This is a genomic window from Streptomyces sp. NPDC020983, assembly GCF_044333485.1.
Taxonomy (GTDB): Bacteria; Actinomycetota; Actinomycetes; order Streptomycetales; family Streptomycetaceae; genus Actinacidiphila.
Genome location: NZ_JBIRRA010000021.1, coordinates 23,388 through 41,194, shown reverse-complemented (window position 1 = coordinate 41,194; position 17,807 = coordinate 23,388). Strand labels below are relative to the sequence as shown.

15 protein-coding genes are annotated in these 17,807 nt (G+C 76.5%); 8 read left to right on the top strand and 7 right to left on the bottom strand.

Annotation, left to right across the window (positions count from 1 at the left end):
* Positions 1-9 precede the first annotated feature (9 nt).
* From ACH4SE_RS33710 to ACH4SE_RS33700, 3 genes are read left to right on the top strand one after another with little or no spacing between them, the layout of a single operon-like run.
* Complete coding sequence (locus ACH4SE_RS33710; protein ID WP_398547368.1) at positions 10-3,465, top strand: DNA polymerase III subunit alpha; 3,456 nt, start codon at positions 10-12, stop codon at positions 3,463-3,465.
* Positions 3,462-4,520 carry a DNA polymerase thumb domain-containing protein gene (locus ACH4SE_RS33705; RefSeq protein WP_398547367.1) on the top strand — a complete coding sequence of 353 codons (1,059 nt, stop codon included), beginning with the start codon at positions 3,462-3,464 and terminating at the stop codon, positions 4,518-4,520. The genes ACH4SE_RS33710 and ACH4SE_RS33705 overlap by 4 nt, the downstream gene beginning before the upstream one ends.
* Positions 4,521-4,557: 37 nt before the next feature.
* Positions 4,558-4,938, top strand: coding sequence for a GntR family transcriptional regulator (locus ACH4SE_RS33700; RefSeq protein ID WP_398547366.1), 381 nt, complete (start codon positions 4,558-4,560; stop codon positions 4,936-4,938).
* A 4-nt stretch (positions 4,939-4,942) separates the two neighbouring features.
* On the opposite strand, the gene ACH4SE_RS33695 is transcribed toward ACH4SE_RS33700, so the two are convergent.
* Complete coding sequence (locus ACH4SE_RS33695) at positions 4,943-6,199, bottom strand: DUF5925 domain-containing protein (protein WP_398547365.1); 1,257 nt, start codon at positions 6,197-6,199, stop codon at positions 4,943-4,945.
* A 274-nt stretch (positions 6,200-6,473) separates the two neighbouring features.
* Between ACH4SE_RS33695 and ACH4SE_RS33690 the strand changes: the two genes are divergently transcribed.
* Positions 6,474-6,737 (top strand): hypothetical protein, encoded by a 264-nt coding sequence (locus ACH4SE_RS33690; RefSeq protein ID WP_398547364.1) that lies wholly within the window; start codon positions 6,474-6,476, stop codon positions 6,735-6,737.
* A 168-nt stretch (positions 6,738-6,905) separates the two neighbouring features.
* Here the strand turns inward: ACH4SE_RS33690 and ACH4SE_RS33685 are convergent, their stop codons facing one another.
* The 4 genes from ACH4SE_RS33685 to ACH4SE_RS33670 form a co-directional block, all read right to left on the bottom strand.
* Positions 6,906-8,153 carry a type ISP restriction/modification enzyme gene (locus ACH4SE_RS33685; RefSeq protein ID WP_398547363.1) on the bottom strand — a complete coding sequence of 416 codons (1,248 nt, stop codon included), beginning with the start codon at positions 8,151-8,153 and terminating at the stop codon, positions 6,906-6,908.
* Between the two features lie 14 nt (positions 8,154-8,167).
* The gene (locus tag ACH4SE_RS33680) at positions 8,168-8,929 is read right to left on the bottom strand and encodes a GntR family transcriptional regulator (RefSeq protein ID WP_398547362.1); all 762 of its coding nucleotides are present in this window, start codon (positions 8,927-8,929) and stop codon (positions 8,168-8,170) included.
* Positions 8,926-10,257, bottom strand: coding sequence for a homogentisate 1,2-dioxygenase (gene hmgA, locus ACH4SE_RS33675; protein WP_398547361.1), 1,332 nt, complete (start codon positions 10,255-10,257; stop codon positions 8,926-8,928). The genes ACH4SE_RS33680 and hmgA overlap by 4 nt, the downstream gene beginning before the upstream one ends.
* Positions 10,258-10,461: 204 nt before the next feature.
* Complete coding sequence (locus ACH4SE_RS33670; RefSeq protein WP_398547360.1) at positions 10,462-11,913, bottom strand: DHA2 family efflux MFS transporter permease subunit; 1,452 nt, start codon at positions 11,911-11,913, stop codon at positions 10,462-10,464.
* A gap of 389 nt (positions 11,914-12,302) precedes the next feature.
* Here ACH4SE_RS33670 and ACH4SE_RS33665 point away from each other — a divergent pair, with 389 nt between their 5' ends.
* The 4 genes from ACH4SE_RS33665 to ACH4SE_RS33650 all read left to right on the top strand — a co-directional run bounded on the left by ACH4SE_RS33665 (position 12,303) and on the right by ACH4SE_RS33650 (position 16,403).
* Entirely contained in the window at positions 12,303-12,932 is a 630-nt protein-coding gene (locus tag ACH4SE_RS33665) for a TetR/AcrR family transcriptional regulator (protein WP_398547359.1), read from the top strand.
* A gap of 4 nt (positions 12,933-12,936) precedes the next feature.
* Positions 12,937-13,554, top strand: coding sequence for a TetR family transcriptional regulator (locus ACH4SE_RS33660; RefSeq protein ID WP_398547358.1), 618 nt, complete (start codon positions 12,937-12,939; stop codon positions 13,552-13,554).
* Positions 13,555-13,688: 134 nt separating this feature from the next.
* Positions 13,689-15,131: an aldehyde dehydrogenase family protein gene (locus ACH4SE_RS33655; protein ID WP_398547357.1), complete on the top strand. Its 1,443-nt coding sequence runs from the start codon at positions 13,689-13,691 to the stop codon at positions 15,129-15,131.
* 183 nt (positions 15,132-15,314) lie between these two features.
* The gene (locus tag ACH4SE_RS33650; protein ID WP_398547356.1) at positions 15,315-16,403 is read left to right on the top strand and encodes a Zn-dependent alcohol dehydrogenase; all 1,089 of its coding nucleotides are present in this window, start codon (positions 15,315-15,317) and stop codon (positions 16,401-16,403) included.
* Positions 16,404-16,455: 52 nt separating this feature from the next.
* Here ACH4SE_RS33650 and ACH4SE_RS33645 read toward each other — a convergent pair whose 3' ends face one another.
* Positions 16,456-17,001, bottom strand: coding sequence for a DUF402 domain-containing protein (locus tag ACH4SE_RS33645; RefSeq protein WP_398547355.1), 546 nt, complete (start codon positions 16,999-17,001; stop codon positions 16,456-16,458).
* Between the two features lie 12 nt (positions 17,002-17,013).
* Positions 17,014-17,700 (bottom strand): TetR/AcrR family transcriptional regulator, encoded by a 687-nt coding sequence (locus ACH4SE_RS33640; protein ID WP_398547354.1) that lies wholly within the window; start codon positions 17,698-17,700, stop codon positions 17,014-17,016.
* Positions 17,701-17,807: the final 107 nt, after the last annotated feature.

Sequence of the window (17,807 nt, the reverse complement as noted above, 5' to 3'; positions counted from 1 at the left end):
AGGTGCGACATGGCGGGCTTCGCGCATCTGCATGTCGCATCCGGTTACTCCGAGCGGTACGGCGCCGCGCACCCCGAGCAGCTCGCCGCACGGGCGGCCGAACGCGGCATGGACACCCTCGCGCTGACCGACCGGGACACCGTGACCGGCGCGGTGCGCTTCGCGCGGGCCTGCGCCGAGCACGGCGTCCGGCCGGTCTTCGGCATCGACCTCGCGGTGCGGCCGCTCACCCCGCCGCCGGCCCCGCAGCCCCGGCGGCGCACCCCGGTGCGCGGCGGCGCCCACGTGGCGGAGCCGCCGCTGCGCTTCACACTGCTCGCCCGCGACCGCGAGGGCTGGGCGCGGCTGTGCCGGATCACCTCGGCGGCGCACGCGGGCACCGCCTCCGGCGCGGCGCCCGTGGAGGTCCCGTGGCAGGCGCTGCGCGAGCACGGCGGCGCCGGCCTGACCGCGCTGCTCGGGCCGATGTCGGAGCCGGTACGCGCACTGGCCGCGGGGCGGGAGGACGCCGCGGTGGCGCTGCTGCGGCCCTGGTGGGAGGTCTTCGGCGAGGGCCTGCGGCTGGAGGCGGTCGTGCACGGCCGGCCCGGCACCGGCCCCGGCTCGCTGCGGCTGGCCGCCCGTACCCTCGCGCTCGCCGACCGCACCCGCACACCCGCGGTGCTCACCAACGCCGTCCGCTACGCCGACCCCGGCCAGCACCGGCTCGCCGACGTCCTGGACGCCGCCCGGCTGCTGCGGCCCATCGACCGGCGGCGGCTGGACGGCGGGGAGCGCTGGCTCAAGGACGAGCCGGAGATGGCCCGGATCGCGCAGCGGATCGCCGAGTGCGCCGGCGCGGGCCCGCGGCGGGCCGGGCGGCTGCTCGCCGACACCGCCGCCACCGCGGCCGCCTGCCGCCTCGACCCCGGCAGCGGCCTGGGGCTCGACGCCCTGCACTTCCCCGAGGCCGAGGTCGTCGGCGCCGCGCGGGGCGGGGCGCGCGACGAGCTGCGGCGGCGCTGCGCCGCGGGCCTGGAACGGCGCGGCCTGGACCGGGACCGGGCGGCGCGCGAGCGGCTGGAGAGCGAGCTGGGCGTCATCGGAACGCTGGGCTACGACTCGTACTTCCTGGCCGTCGGGCAGGTGGTCGCCGACATCCGCGAGCTGGGCATCCGGGTCGCCGCCCGCGGTTCGGGCGCCGGGTCGATGGTCTGCCACGCCCTCGGCATCGCCACCGCCAACCCGCTCGACCACCACCTGCTGTTCGAGCGCTTCCTCAGCGAACGCCGCCGGAACCTGCCCGACATCGACATCGACGTGGAGTCGGCGCGGCGGCTGGAGGCGTACGACGCGGTCTTCCGCCGCTTCGGGCACGAACGGGTCGCGGTCACCGCGATGCCCGAGACCTACCGGGCCCGCCGGGCCCTGCGCGACACCGGGCTCGCGCTCGGCATCCCGCCGCACGACGTGGACCGCATCGCCAAGAGCTTCCCGCACCTGCGTGCGGCCGACATCACCGGCGCACTCGCCGAGCTGCCCGAACTGCGCGCCCTCGCCGCCGAGGCGCCGCGCTACGGCCCGCTGTGGGAGCTGGCCGAGGGACTGGACTCCCTCGTCCACGGCATGGCCATGCACCCGTGCGGGGTGATCATCAGCGACGCGACGCTGCTCGACCGGCTGCCGGTGCAGCCCACCCCGCAGGGCGACTACCCGATGGCGATGGCGGCGAAGGAGGAGGTCGAGGCACTGGGCAACATCAAGCTCGACGTGCTGGCGGTGCGGATGCAGTCCGCGATGGCGCACGCCGTCGCCGAGATCGAGCGCGCCACCGGGGACCGTGTCGACCTGGACGACCCGCGGCAGGTCCCGCTGGACGACGTCTTCGCCTTCAAGCTCATCCAGGCCAGCAACACCATCGGGATGTTCCAGCTGGAATCGCCCGGCCAGCAGGACCTGCTCTCCCGGCTGCAGCCCCGGGACGTCCAGGACGTCATCGCCGACATCAGCCTCTTCCGCCCCGGACCCGTCCAGGGCGGCATGCCGGAGCGCTACATCGCCGCCCGGCACGGCGGCGACCCGCACTACGCCCATCCCGCGCTCGAACCCGTCCTCGCCGACACCTACGGCGTGACGATCTGGCACGAGCAGGTCATCGAGACGCTGGACGTGATGACCGGCTGCGGCAAGGACCGGGCGGAGGTGGGCCGGCGGCTGCTCGGCGACAAGGAGCAGCTGCCGCTGATCAGGGAGTGGTTCCACCGCGCGGCCGCCGCCCGGGGCTTCTCCGCCGAGGTCCGCGACGAGGTGTGGGCCACCGTCGAGTCCTTCGGCGCGTACGGCTTCTGCCGCGCGCACGCCGTCGCCTTCGCCGTGCCCGCCCTGCAGTCCGCCTGGCTCAAGGCGCACTACCCGGCCTTCCTGCTCGCGGGCCTGCTGGAGCACGACCCCGGCATGTGGCCCAAGCGCGTCATCGTCGCCGACGCCCGCCGGGGCGGCGTGCCCGTGCTGCCCGTCGACGTCAACCGCTCCCGGGCCGGGCACACCGTGGAACGGGCCGAGGGGGAGCGCTGGGGCGTGCGGCTCGCCCTGGCCGGGGTCCGCGGGATCACCGCGGAGGAGTGCGAGCGGATCGCCGCGGGCAGCCCGTACACCTCGCTGTCGGACTTCTGGCAGCGCGGCCGCCCCAGCCGCCCGGTCGCCGAGCGGCTCGCCGGCATCGGCGCCCTCGACGCGCTGCACGACGGCCGGCTCACCCGCCGTGACCTGCTGCTGCAGATCGCCGAGCTGCACCGGCAGTCCCGCGTCCGCACCGCGGGCGAGGGCCAGCTGCCGCTGGACGCGGGCGCGGTAGGCGGCTCCGAACCCAGCGGGGTGCCCGAGCTGACCGGCCGGGAGGCCCTCGGCGCGGAGCTGGACGCCCTCGGCATCGACGTCTCCCGGCACCTGATGGAGCACCACCACCGGCTGCTGCGGGAGATCGGCGCGACCGACGCCGCCCACCTGGCCGCCCTCCCGCCCGGCCGCCAGGTCCTGGTCGCCGGGGTGCGCGCCGCGACCCAGACCCCGCCGATCGCCAGCGGCAAGCGCATCATCTTCGTGACCCTGGAGGACGGCTCGGGTCTGGTGGACCTGGCCTTCTTCGAGGACTCCCACGAGGCCTGCGCCCACACCGTCTTCCACTCCGGGCTGCTGCTGGTGCGCGGTACGGTCCAGGTCCGCGGCAGCCGCCGCACGATCGTCGGCACCATGGCCTGGGACCTGGAGAAGGTCGCCGCCACCCGGCGCGACGACGGGCCCGAGGCCGCACTCGCGCTGCTCGGCGCGGACAGCCCGCACCCCACCCCGGCGCAGCTCCCCGGGCGCACCCTCGAACACGGCACGGCGGGCGCCCGGCTGCACCCCTACGCCGACCTCCAGCCCGCCGGCACCCGCACCGCCGACCTGCGCCGCCTCGGCCACCGCAGCCCGGGGAGCGCGGGATGACGCGAACCCCCCGCCGGCAGGGCCCGGAGCCCTCCCCGCCGCCCGCCGGGCCGCGCCCGCGCCACATCGCCCACCTGCGCCTGCACGGCACGCTCGACGGCGGGCGGTACGACGCCGCACTGGCCCTGCTCGGCGACATCACCCCGCACGTCCAGGCCTTCCCGCCCGACGCCGTCCAGCTCGACCTGACCTCCGCCCTGCGCTACTTCGGCCAGGACCCGTACGAGCTGCTCCAGATGGCCCGGATGCGCCTCATGGCCCTGTACGGCATCGCGAGCAGCGCCGGGCTGGCCGGCAACCGGATGCTCGCCGCGATGGCCGCCGCGGCCGAGCCGCGGCAGACCACGCAGATCCCGCGCGACCAGGCCGCCGCGGACCGCTGGCTGCGCCCCCGCCCGCTGACCGCGCTGCCCGGCGTCGGCCAGGCCACCGCCGCCGCCCTCGGCCGCTACGGCCTGCACACCGTCGGCCAGGTCGCCGACCTGCCCCCGGCGACCCTCCAGCGCATCCTGGGCGCGGGCCCCGCCCGGCTGCTGGCCGAGCGCGCCCGCGGCCGCGACCCCCGCCCGGTCACGCCCCAGGCACCCGCGGCCCAGCTGTCCGCCGACCTCCGCTACGAGCGGGACTGCCTGGACCCCGGGCAGCACCACCAGGGCGTCCTCGGGCTCGCCGAGCAGCTCGGCCGGCGGCTGCGGGCCGGAGGCCAGGTCGCCGGCCGGCTCACCCTCACCGTCCGCTACGCCGACCGCAGTTCCACCACCAGGACCCGCGCCCTGCCCGAACCCGCCGACCACTCGCCCGACCTGGCGGCCGCCGCCCTCGGCCTCCTCACCTCGCTGGGCCTGCAACGCGCCCGGGTGCGGGCCCTCGACCTGCGCGCCGACCGGCTCGCCCCCCGCGAGGCCGCCCACCGCCAGCTCAGCATGGACCCGTCCGAGGACCGCGCCCGCGCCCTGGAGGCGGCCGCCGACCGCGCCCGCCGCCGCTTCGGCCCCACCGCCGTCCTGCCGGCCACGCTCGCCCCGCCGCCGGGGGCGGACGGCGGCGGCGGGTAGGCGCCGCGGCCGCGCGGGCTGTGCCAGGATCCCCGGTATGACGCTGGAGATCACCATCGACGCGGCCTCGGCCGTACCGCCGTACGAGCAGCTGCGCGGGCAGATCGCGGACGAGGCCCGGTCCGGCAGGCTGCCGGTCGGCTACAAGCTGCCCACCGTGCGGGGGCTGGCCGAGCAGTCGGGGCTGGCGGCGAACACGGTCGCCAAGGCCTACCGGGCGCTGGAGGCCGACGGGGTGATCGAGACCCGGGGCCGGCACGGCACCTACGTGGCCGCCGCCGACGCCCGCGCCCGCGAGGTCGCCGCGGCGGCCGCCGAGTACGTCGACCGCACCCGCCGCCTCGGCCTGGACCGCGCGGACGCCCGCGCCGCCGTCGAGGAGGCGCTGCGGGCGGCCTACGGGGACCCCGCGCAGTGACCCGCTACAGGTAGAGCCCGTCGACGGCCCGCGGGGCGGGGCCGAGCGCAGGGTGGGCGCCGCGGCGCAGCGCGTAGAGCTCGGCCAGCGTGGCGCCGTCGCGGCCGACGCCCTCGGAGGTGCCGAGCCAGCCGGTCGCCTCCTCGCGGGTGAGCGGGCCGACCTCGATCCTGGCCAGGCAGCGGCCGGGGCGGACGACCGCGGGGTGCAGGCGCTCCAGGTCCTCGTTGGTGGTGATGCCCACCAGGACGTTACGGCCCTGGCCGAGCAGGCCGTCGGTGAGGTTGAGCAGCCGGGAGAGGGCCTGGCCGGCGGCGTGCTTGGCCTGGCCGCGGATCAGCTCGTCGCAGTCCTCCAGCAGCAGCAGGCGCCAGCGGCCGCCGGAGGCGCCCTCGTCCACGCCGATCGCGATGTCCATCAGGTAGCCGATGTCGTTGAACAGCCGCTCGGGATCGAGCACGCAGTCGACCTGGCACCACTCGCGCCACGAGCGGGCCAGCGTGCGCAGCGCCGACGTCTTGCCCGTGCCGGGCGGGCCGTGGAGCAGCAGCAGCCGGCCGGTGACGTCGTCGGCGCCCAGCTTCATCAGGCCGTCCATCGCCGCGGCGACCTTCGCGGTGTAGTTGCCGCGCAGCTCCTCCCACGGCGCGGCGGTGATCTGCCGGGCCGTACGGTGCGGGCCGCGGCGCTGGGAGAGGTACCAGAAGCCCATGCTGACGCTCTCCGGGGCGGGCTCCGGCGTGTCCTCGGCGCCGTCCACCGCCGAGCCGAGGACCTTCTCGGCCAGTTCGTCGGTCACGGCGGTCACGGTGACGTCGGCGCCGCGGTTCCAGCGCGAGACCAGGACCGTCCAGCCGTCCCCCTCGGCGAGCGTGGCGCTGCGGTCCTTGCCGCGGGCCTGCCGCAGCACGGTGGCGCCCGGCGGCAGCAGGGTGCGGCCGGACTTGACGCTGTCCAGCGCGGCGCCGCGCGCGAACGGCTGCTCGCCCGCGGCGAAGCGGCCCATGAAGAGGGCGTCGACCACGTCGGAGAGCGAGTCGCTGTCGTCGAGGCCCACCTGGACGGGGAGGGCGCGGTGCGGTGCGGCCGGGGGGGGGGCGGCGGCCCGGGCCCCCGGGCCCGCCCGCGCCGCCCGCCCCGCGGGGGGCGCGGGGGGGGGCGGGCCCGCCGGGCCGGGGCCGGGGGCCGCCGCGGCGGGGCCCGCCCCGGCGGGATCGGCGGGCGGAACGTGCCTGCTCGGCTCCCCGGATGTCACGGACATGAGGCCATGATCCGCCAGAACCACCCGATCGGCCCAGCGCTTTTCGGCTCCTTGCGGCCGGCCCCGCCGGCCCTCCCCGCGGACGCCGCGAACGCCCCCGACCGGCGGGTACCGTGGTCGGCGACGGCGCGAGGCGCGGCCGAGGGGGCGTCAACACCCTTGAAGCGGCGGTGAATCGGGCATCATGGTCGGACGGGGGATGCACGGGTGACGCGGCGGGGCGATAGGGTTTAGCCTGCCCGGGCCGGGAGCCCTCGTCAGGGTGGGGAGAGTCATGGAACAGATAGTGATGCGCAGCAGGCCCAGAGTGCCTGCCATCAACGCGGGGACGGGCACGTCCAGCGCGCGGCTCGACCGGCATCTGTCGATACTGGCCGGCCCCGCCGTACCCCAGCGCGAGGCCGAGGAGGCGACCGTGCTGATGCGCGAGCTGACCTCGCGTCCCGCGGGCCACGCCACGACCAACCGCCACGCCCGGGTCTCGCTCTTCGCCCCGCTGCGCCGGCTGCGCCGGACGCTGTTCGGCAACCGCCGCTGACCGGCCGCCGCTGCCGCTGAGCAGCCGCCGCGCACGGTACCGGCCCCCGGGCGCGGCTGCCGGGCGCCGGCGTGCCCTCCTCTCCCCGGCACCGCCTGCGCCCCGCCTCTCCCCGCGGGCCGCACGGCGCCCGGCCGCGCCCTCCCCGCCCCCGCCCGGCCGGTGCGCTCACACCAGCGCGAACTGCCCGTCAGGCCCCTCCTCCCGATGGCCGAGCACGGACGCGGGACGGCGCCTGGCCGCCGGCACCGGCAGCACCCCCGCCTCCCGCAGCACCTCCCCGTCCACCCGGGCGTCCGCCGGCCGCGCGGCCAGCCGGCGGGCCAGTTCCCGGCGTTCGGCGTCCAGCCCGGCGAGCAGCGTCAGCACGCTGATCGTCTCCAGCAGCTCCGAGGTGCTGGACCTGGTCCACGGCGCCGGGCGCAGCGCCTCCAGCGAGCCCGGCGCGCCCGGTGCCGTACGCCGCTCCCACCACGCCTCCAGAACCCGCACCCCGCCGGCCGTGCGCTGCCACGCGGCGGGGGAGACGGGCGCGATCCGGCCCGCGCCGATCCGCAGCTCGCGCTGCTCGGGGTCGTACTCCAGCTCGCCGGGCCCGGGGGCCGCCGGCAGCGGGGCGCGGACGTAGGGGCGGCTGCCGCCGGGCAGCCGGGGCCCGCCGGTGTCGCGGCCCTCGGCCGGATCGGCGCAGCGGGCCCCGCGGGTGTGCACCCACACCAGGCGCTCGCCCAGCGCCACGCCGGCCCGCCAGTCCTCGGGGTCCGCGGGGAAGGGCACGCGGCAGCCCCCGGGCGCCGGCTGCCCGGCCGCGGCGACCCAGGCCAGCACGTCCCAGGCGGTGACCGCACCCCCGTAGGCCGCCGACAGCACCGCCGGCAGGCCCGGCGCGAGATTGGGGTCCCGGCCGCCCGGCTGCCGGAACAGCGGGCGGATCCGGCCCGGACGGCCCGCCGGGGAGCGGCCGTCGGGCAGCAGCGCGGCGAACGACACCGGCGGCTCGCCCGCTTCCGGCAGGAACGCCTGCTCCACCGCGAAGACCTGCCGCTCGTCCAGCACCCGCCACAACTCCGGCCGGGCGGCGTCCACCAGCCGGTGATCGGGTATCAGCCACAGCCGGTCGTAGGCACCGTGGGCGATCGGCACCGGCTCGGGGCACGGCCCCTCCTCGCGGGCCAGCGCCGTGGTCGCCGTGCGGTGCCCCGGCAGCTGCCCGACCCTGCTGTACAGGCCGCGCGCCCGGCTGGGGTGCAGCAGCGCGGCCCGCTCCTCCTCGCCCGCCGCGGTGAACAGCGCCCAGCGTGCGCGCAGCGTCGCGGCGTCCGGCGCCACGGGCCAGCCGCGGCCGATGCGCAGCGGCGCCACGGACCAGGGCATCAGGTCGTGCAGCAGGGGCGCGTTGTCGCTCACCGCACGCATGCTACTGACGCCGCTCAGCGCGCCTCCATCGTCACGGTGAAGGAGAAGCGGTCACCCCGGTAGTGGATCCGCACCACGTCGACGGCCTGCCCCGACTCGTCGTAGGTGACCCCCGTGTAGTGCAGGATCGGGCTGAGCAGCGGCACCTGGAGCAGCCGGGCCGTCTCCGGGTCGGCCAGCCGCGCCTCCACGGTGTCGGTGATCCGGCTGATCCGCACCCCCAGCACGTCCCTGAGCACCTTGGTCATCGGCCAGCGTTCCAGATCGGCCAGGTCGATCCCCGCGGCGGTCTCCGGACGGAGGAAGTTCTCCGCCCAGTTGGTCGGCTCGCCCTGCTCGTCGCAGCGCAGCCGGCGGAACGCCACCGCCTCCTCCAGCCCCGGGAAGTGCTCGCGCACCTCCGGGGGCAGCGCCGCCGGGCCGTGCTGGAAGACGGCGGTGCGCCCGCCGGACTGCTGCGCCACGATCGCGTCGACCGAGCCGAGCAGCCGCACCGGGGCGCCGCGCAGCGCCGTCGGCTCGATGAAGGTGCCGCGCCTGCGGTGCCGGGAGATCAGGCCCTCGTCCTCCAGCTCCTTGAGGGCCTGCCGCATGGTGAGCACGCTCACGCCGTAGTGCCCGGCGAGGGCGTCCTCGGTCGGCAGCCGCAGCGGGTCGTCCCGGCGGCGGCCCAGTATCGACGCGCGCAGCGACTGCGAGACCTGGTACCACAGCGGCAGCTTGCGGTTCAGCACCAGGGAGTCCGGGGCGAAGGAGGAGGAGGCGGAGGAGGTCACAGGCGGAAGTTTCTCTCAAGGCCCTCCCACACCGCGTCGTAGTCCGGCTGCCGGTGCCCGGCGGACAGGGCGAGGTCGGTGGGCACGACCGGCCAGCGCGTCTCGAACATGAACGCCAGCCCGTCGTCCACCCGCTGCGGTACCAGCTCGGCGGTGCTGGCCCGGTCGAAGGTGGTCCGGTCGGGGCCGTGCGCGGACATCATGTTGTGCAGCGAGGCGCCGCCGGGCACGAAGCCCTCGGCCTTGGCGTCGTAGGCGCCCTCGACCAGGCCCATGAACTCCGACATCACGTTGCGGTGGAAGTAGGGCGGGCGGAAGGTGTCCTCGCCGACCAGCCAGCGCGGCGCGAAGACCACGAAGTCGGCGCCGGCCAGCCCCGGGGTGTCGGAGGGCGACGTCAGCACCGTGAAGATCGACGGATCCGGGTGGTCGTAGCTGATGGACCCCAGCACGTTGAAACGGCGCAGGTCGTACAGGTACGGCACGTGGCTGCCGTGCCAGGCCACCACGTCGAGCGGCGAGTGGCCGTAGCGCGCCGCCCACAGGTTGCCGCCGAACTTGTTGACGACCTCCGTCTCCTCGTCCCCGTCCTCGTACGCGGCGACGGGGGCGAGGAAGTCCCGCGCGTTGGCGAGGCCGTTGGCGCCGATGGGGCCGAGCTCGGGCAGCTGGAAGGGGCGGCCGTAGTTCTCGCACACGTAGCCGCGGGCCGTGCCGTCCGGGAGGTCGGCCGCGAAACGTACTCCGCGCGGGATCAGCACCACGTGGCCGGGCTCCGCCCGCAGCAGGCCGAACTCCGTCCGCAGCAGCAGCGCGCCCTGCTGCGGCACGATCAGGAACTCGCCGTCCGCACTGGAGAACACCCGGCCGCGCATCGAGCGGTTGGCGGCGTACCAGTGGATGCCGATGCCCTCGCGGCGCAGCACGTCGCCGTTGCCCCCCACCGTGACCAGGCCCTGCACGAAATCGGCCGGCTCCTCGGGCAGCGGCAGCGGGCCCCAGCGCAGCCGGTTGGGATCGGGCTCGACGTCCCGGAACGGGCCGCTGCGCAGCGCCCCGTTCGGCACCCGGTGGAAGGGGGGATGCGCGGCGGAGGGCCGGATCCGGTAGAGCCAGCTGCGCCGGTTGTGCGCGCGCGGCTCCGTGAAGGCGGTGCCGCTCAGCTGCTCGGCGTACAGCCCGAAGGGCGCGCGCTGTGGCGCGTTCCGCCCCACCGGCAGGGCGCCGGGCACCGCCTCGCTGCTGTGCTCGTTGCCGAAGCCGGGCGAATAGGCGAGCCCTCTGCCCGCCGCGTCGCCGGCCGGCACGTCCCTGCCGAAGTCGTCCATGATGCGCTCCCCGCTCGCGTTGCCGTCCTTATTCCTATGCTGAGCCACAGGAATGAGGACGGCAACCCTCACCCGGCGCCCTGTGGACAACTCCGGACGACCCCCGTGCGCCCGGCGCGGCCGTTCGCCGCTCCCGCCCGCGCGGCGCGGTGCCGGCCGGCGGCCGATGCGCGCCCCGCGGGGAGCCCGCAGGTGCGCCGCGCCTCAGGCCTCCTTCGGGAGGGTGCGGGCCATGCCCAGGCCCACCGCGGCGGCGCCCGCGGCGAGCAGCGCGCAGACCAGGAAGACGTCCCGGTAGGTCTGCGGCCCCGCCACGCCGTGCGCGGCGATCACCGAGGCGGTGGCCGCGACGCCGAGCGACCCGCCCAGCTGCCGGGCCGTGGTGGTCATGCCGACGCCCGAGGCGAACTGCTGCGGCGGCAGCGACCGGGCCGCCGCCGTCGCCAGCGCGGTGAGCGCGCCGCCGAAGGCCGCGCCGCCGACCAGGCCCATCGGCAGCCACAGGGACAGGAAGCGGGCTTCCGTGCCCAGGCCGAGGTACATCCACACACCGACCGCGGCGAACGCCGCCATCGACACCGCGACCACGGCGGGCAGTTGGTGCGGCCGGGCCCGCCTGCCGACCGCGACGGCGGCGAACGCCGACGTCAGGGCACCGGGGGTGACGGCGAAACCGGCCTTGAGCACCGAGTAGTGCCACACCGTGGTGAGGAACAGCGGGCTGCTGAGCAGCCAGGCGAAGAGGGCCGCCCCGGTGAAGGCCGCGGCGGCGCTGGAGACCGCGAACGCCGGGTTGCGGAAGAGCGAGATCTCGACGGCGGGGACCCGGTGGCGCGCGGACCGCAGGAGTGCGAGGGCGATGAGCGCCGCGCCGCCGGCGACGCCCGCCACGGTGGCGGCCCCGCCCCAGCCCCAGTCGCTGCCCTTGGTCAGCCCCAGCACCAGCAGGGCGATGCCCGCGGTCACGGCGGCCGTGCCCAGCGGGTCGGGCAGCCGCCGCTGTGCGCCGGTCCGTTCGGGCAGCCCGCGCAGGCCGGCGAGGACGAGGGCGGCGCCCACCGGCACGTTGATCAGGAAGACGGCGCGCCAGCCGAAGGCGTCGACCAGGACGCCGCCGAGCGCGGGCCCCGCGGCCGTGGCCATCGAGCCGGCGGCTCCCCAGGCGCCGATGGCCGCGGGGAGGCGCTGCGGCGGGGTGGTGGCGAGCAGCAGCCCGAGCGCGGCCGGGATCATGCCGGCCGCCGTGGCCCCCTGCAGGGCGCGGGCGGTGATCAGCAGCGGCAGGTTCTGCGCGGCGGCGCACAGCGCGGAGGTGAGCGTGAAGCCGGTGAGCGAGGCCAGGAAGAGCTTCTTGCGGCCGAGGGCGTCGGCGATGCGCCCGGCGGGGGTCAGCAGCGCGGCGAAGAGCACGGCGTAGCTGCTGACCACCCACGACAGGTCGGAGACCTTGTCGGCGGGGAAGTCGGCGGCCAGGTCGGGAAAGGCGACGTTGACGACGGTGGTGTCGAGGAAGGCGATGAAGGTCGCCCCGGCGCTGAGCAGCAGCACGGCGCCCGGCCGCGCGGGCGAGCCGCCGGGCGGCGTCCGCGCGGTGCCTTCCGGGCCGGCCTGAGCGGCGGGGGCGGTGGGATTCGAGGGACCGGCGGGAGGAGGCATGGGCCTTCCTTCCTTGCACTCGGCGGGAACATACTTGCGGTATGGAACATACATACCGTAGGTATGTGACTGTCAAGCGGTACCGCGAGCCGGGACCGGGTGTGCGGCGGGGCGTGCGGGGACCGCCGCGGCAGGCCCTGAGAGCCGTCCCGGAAACCCGGTGGGGCGGCGTACGGCGCCGGATGCCGTGCGGCGCGGCGCGGGGTCGTCCCTCGTGCCGTGCCGTGCCGTGTCCGGGCGGGCCCGACGGTGCCGGGAGGTGCCGGAGCCGTCGCCGCACGCCCGCCGGGGATCGCGGCGGCAGCCCTTAGGGTGGGGGCACGGATCTCACACGGACGGGGGCGGCGCCGCGGCACACGCGGCACGGCGGGCAGGACAGGAGGACGGCCGTGACGCCAACGCGCACGGGAAACGGGCGGCCGCGGGTACGCCCGACGCAGCAGGAGCGCTCGGACGCGACGGTCGAGGAGCTGCTGACCGCGGCCCGCGCGCTCTTCGCGACCGCCGGTTACGCCGCCACCTCCCTGGACGCGGTCTGCGAGCGCGCCGGAGTGACCAAGGGCGCCCTCTACCACCACTTCTCCGGCAAGAAGCAGCTCTTCGGCGCCGTCTACGCCCGCGAGCAGGAGCGCCTCAACGAGCGGATCACCGCCGCCTACCGCGCCGTCGCCGATCCCTGGGAGGCCGTCTTCGAGGGCTGCCGCGCCTACCTGGAGGCGTCCCTCGACGCCGGGGTGCAGCGCATCACGCTGCTCGACGCGCCCGGAGCGCTCGGCTGGGAGTCGATGCGGGACCTCGACGACAACTGCCGCGAGCTGACCCGCAGGGGAGTCGCCCGCGCCATCCGCAAGGGCGCACTCGCCGACCGCCCCGCCGACCCGCTGGCGTCGCTGCTCTACGGCGGCCTGAGCGAGAGCGCGATGGCCATCGCCCGCGCCGGCGACCCGCGGGCCGCACTGGACGACGCCGTCACCGACCTGCGCAGGCTCTTCGACGCCCTTGCCGCCGCCGGGAGCTGACCGGATGGCGGGCGACGGCGGCCGGCCGGACGCGGACAGCGGCCTCCTTCGCCGCACGCCCGTCCAGCAGCGCAGCGCCGAACGGCTCCAGCGCATCCTCGACGCCTGCGCGCGGCTGCTCGACGAGGGCGGTTACGAACGGCTCAGCACCAGGGCCGTCGCCGCCCGCGCCGGGGTGCCGATCGGCTCGGTCTACCGCTTCTTCGCCGACAAGCGCGCGATGGCCGACGCGCTCGCGCACCGCAACCTCGACGAGTTCCTGGCCAGGACCGCCGCCCGGCTCGCCGCCCCCGGCACCGCGAGCGGCTGGCGCTCCGCGGTCGGGGTGCTGGTCGACGAGTACACCGCCATGAAGCGCACCGCCCCCGGCTTCGCGCTGCTGGACTTCGGGGTGCCCGGCGAGACCAACCACGACCTCGCCGAGCGCCTGCCCGCGCTGCTCGCCGGCCGCATCACCGCGGACCCCGCCGACCCGCGGCTGCGCAGGGCGCTGACGGTCGCCGTCGAGGCCGCGGACGCCGCCCTGCGGCTGGCCTTCCGCGCCGATCCGGACGGCGACCCGCAGATCGTCGCCGAGACCAAGACGCTGCTGCTGGCCTACCTCGCGACCGTCCTGGACTGATCCGTCCGCGCCGCGGCACGGCGTACGCTCCCGGGCGCGTCGGGCGGACGGGCACCGGCGGGGCCTGGCACCGTAAAACTATCGGCGCTAGTTTGGGGGTCGGACGCACGGACTCGAAGGGCGGCGGGTGGACCATGGCTGACGGCGGGCGGACGGACGAGGCGGGCGGCGGGGTGTTCCGCGGGCGGGAGGCGGTGTTCGTCGCCGGGGAGTGGCGGCCCGCCGCCGGGGAGGGCCTGATCGAGGTGCTCGACCCGGCCACCGAGCAGGTCGTCGGCCGTGTCCCGGCCGGTGACGCACGGGACGTGGACGCCGCCGTACGGGCCGCGCGCGAGGCGCTGCCCGGCTGGGCCGGCACGCCGCCCGCCGAGCGCGCGGCCGTGCTCGCCGCGGCCCGCGGCCTGCTGGCCGCCCGCCGGGAGGAGATCGCCGCGACCGTCTCCGCGGAACTCGGCGCGCCGCCCGACTTCGCCGCGGCCGTGCACGCCGGCCTTCCCACGGCCGTCATGGCGGGCTACGCCGAGCTGGCCGCCGCGCACCCCTTCGAGGAGCGCATCGGCAACTCCCGGGTGCTGCACGAGCCCGTCGGCGTGGTGGGCGCGATCACCCCGTGGAACTACCCGCTGCACCAGATCGTCGCCAAGGCGGCCCCCGCGCTCGCCGCGGGCTGCACGGTGGTGCTCAAGCCCGCCGAGGACACCCCGCTGGTGGCGCAGCTCTTCACGCAGATCCTGGCCGACGCCGGGCTGCCCGCCGGGGTGTTCAACCTGGTCACCGGGCTCGGCCCGGTCGCGGGGCAGGCGCTCGCCGAGCACCCGGACGTCGACCTGGTGTCCTTCACCGGCTCCACCGCGGTCGGGCGGCGGATCGGCGCCGCGGCCGGAGCGGCCGTCAAGCGTGTCGCGCTCGAACTGGGCGGCAAGTCCGCCAACGTCATCCTGCCCGGCGCCGACCTGGCCAGGGCCGTCAACGTCGGCCTGGCCAACGTCTTCGCCAACTCCGGCCAGACGTGCAGTGCCTGGACGCGCATGCTGGTCGACGCCGAGCGCTACGACGAGGCCGTGGCGATCGCCGCGGCCGCCACGGCCAAGTACGTGCCGGGCGAGCGCCTCGGCCCGGTCGTCAACGCCAGGCAGCGCGAGCGCGTGCGCGGCTACATCCGCCGCGGTGTCGAGGAGGGCGCCCGCATCGTGGCGGGCGGCCCGGACGCGCCGGAGGGCCTGGAGCGCGGCTTCTACGTGCGGCCGACCGTCTTCGCGGACGTCGCGCCCGGCATGGCGATCGCGCAGGAGGAGATCTTCGGCCCCGTCGTCGTCCTGATCCGCTACGAGGACGAGGAGGACGCGCTGCGTATCGCCAACGGCACGGTCTACGGCCTCGCGGGGGCGGTGTGGGGCGCGGACGAGGAGGCGGCCGTCGCCTTCGCCCGGCGCATGGACACCGGCCAGGTCGACATCAACGGCGGCCGGTTCAACCCGCAGGCCCCCTTCGGCGGCTACAAGCAGTCGGGCGTGGGCCGCGAGCTGGGCCCCCACGGCCTCGCCGAATACCTCCAGGCCAAGTCGCTCCAGTTCTGACGCCGCACCGCCCTGCGCCCCGGGGGGAGACGGCTCGTCGACCCACGGGCACGCGGAGACCCACAGGCACACAGGCCCATCGGCACATCGGCACATCGACAAGCCGCCACCCGGCAGTGCCCTGTGCCGTCCGCCCCTCAGCCCACCGTCCGCCCGCCCCACCGCACCGATCAGGAGACAGCCGTGGTCCGCGCCGCCGTCCTGCCCGCCGTCAACGCACCGCTGGTCGTCACCGACATCGAGCTGCCCGATCCCGGCCCCGGCCAGGTGCGGGTACGGCTCGCGGCGGCGGGCGTGTGCCACTCCGACCTGTCGCTGTCCAACGGCACGCTGCGCCAGCCCGTCCCCGCGGTGCTCGGCCACGAGGGCGCCGGGACGGTCGTCGCGGTCGGCGAGGGCGTCGGCCATGTCGCGCCCGGCGACCCGGTCGTGCTCAACTGGGCGCCCGCGTGCGGCACCTGCCACTTCTGCGGGCTCGGCGAGCCGTGGCTGTGCGCCAACGCGGGAGCGGCGGGCGCGAAGCCGTACGCGACGCTCGCCGCCGACGGCACCGCGCTGCACCCCGGCCTGGGCACCGCCGTCTTCGCCGAGGAGACCGTGGTCGCCGCGGGCGCGGTGCTGCCGCTGCCCGAGGGCGTGCCGCTCGCGGACGCGGCGCTGCTCGGCTGCGCGGTGCTGACCGGCTACGGCGCCGTGCACCACGCGGCGGCGGTGCGCGAGGGCGAGTCGGTCGCCGTCCACGGCATCGGCGGTGTGGGCCTCGCGGTAGTCCAGGCCGCGCGGATCGCGGGCGCCGGGCGGATCGTCGCCGTCGACGTGGCCGCCGGCAAGGAGGAGCTGGCGCGCGCCGCGGGCGCGACCGACTTCCTCCTCGCGGGCGAAGGGCAGGACACCGCCCGCGCCGTCCGCGGGCTGACCGGCGGCCACGGCGCCGACGTCGCCGTCGAGTGCGCGGGCCGCGCGGAGACCATCCGCGCGGCCTGGTCGTGCACGCGCCGCGGCGGGCGGACGACGGTGGTCGGCATCGGCGGCCAGGACCAGAAGGTCACCTTCAGCGCGCTGGAGCTGTTCTACTTCGGCCGCACCCTGTCCGGCTGCGTGTACGGCAACTGCGACCCGGCCGAGGACCTGCCCGTCCTCGCCGAGCACGTGCGCGAGGGCCGGTTCGACCTGTCCGCCATGGTCACCGACCGGATCGGCCTGGACGGCATCCCGGCGGCCTTCGAGGCGATGACGGCGGGCCGCGGCGGCCGCACGCTCGTCGTCTTCTGAGCGCCCCGTGTCCGTGCCTCCCGTGCCCCGTGGGCGGACCGGCCGGCGCGTGTCACACCGCCGGGTCCACCATCGCCAGCCACGGCCGGTGCGCGCCGCCGAACGGGCCCGTGCCCCGCGCCACCGCGTCCATCAGCCACTGCGCGGACGCCCGCGCCGAGGCGATGACGTCGGGCGGGTAGCCGAACCGCACCTGGTGCTCGGCGAACTCGTCCTCGTCGACGAGCAGCGGCTGCGGCGCGTCGCGCTTGCGCAGCACGTCGAGGTCGAGGTCGACCATCGTCACCTCGTCCGGTGAGGGCCACTGCGGCGGTGTGGTGATGTCGCAGTAGATCTCGGTGCTGCGCGGCGCCGCGTTGAAGACGGCCGTCCACCACGCGTCGCGGGGGAAGAGCAGGACGTGGGCCTCGGCTATGGTGATGTCCGGATTGTGCCCCTTGCGCATCACGCCGTTCGGCGGCAGCCCGAGCCACACCCCGTGCTCGTCCTCGCCGAGCCGGTGCATCCGCAGGTTCCAGTGCAGAGTGCCGTCGTACTTGTGGTAGTTGACCTGGACGAGGCCGTGCGCGCCCGTCACCGCTGACTCCGGAGTCGACATGGCGCCATCCTGTCAGCCGCCGTTCGCCGCCCGGCTGTCTTCGGACACCTCGGTCCCGCCCGCCTCGGCGTACTGGAGCGCCAGACCGTCGATGAGCGCCCGCAGGCCGGTGTCGAAGGCGCCCTCGTCGACCCGCTCGCGGTGCCGGGCCAGCAGGTGCGCCTGGCCGAGGTGCGGGTAGTCGGCCGGGTCGTACGCGGTGGCGTCGCCGACGAAGCCGCCCGCGAAGGAGCCGAGCGCCGAGCCGGTCACGAAGTAGCGCATCGCGGCGCCGATCCTGGTGGCCTGCGCGGGCGGCCAGCCGGCCTCCACCATGCCCCCGAACACGGCGTCGGCCATCCGCAGGCCCGCGGGGCGCAGCCCGGGGCCGACGGCGAGGAAGGGCACGATGTTGGGGTGCGCGCTGAGCGCCGCCCGGTAGGAGCGGCCCCATGCCAGCAGAGCCTGCCGCCAGTCGGTCCCGCCCGCCGCTCCGCTCTCGAACATCGACACGTCGACCTGCCCGATCACGGTGTCGGCGACGGCGTCGAGGATCGCCTCCTTGGTGGCGAAGTGGTTGTAGAGGGAGGGGCCGCTCACCCCCAGCTCCGCCGCCAGCCGCCGGGTGGAGAGCGCGGCCAGGCCCTCGGCGTCGACGAGCGCGAGCGCGGTCGTGACGATGCGGTCGCGGCTCAGCAGAGGCTTGCGGGGGCGGGCCATGCGCCACATAGTAGAGGCTGCCGACAGAAAACTAGCGATGGTAGTTTCTGCTTCCCCGCGCCGGGTGCGCCGCACCGGCGGGAGGCGGCATCGCGCCGGGACGGAAA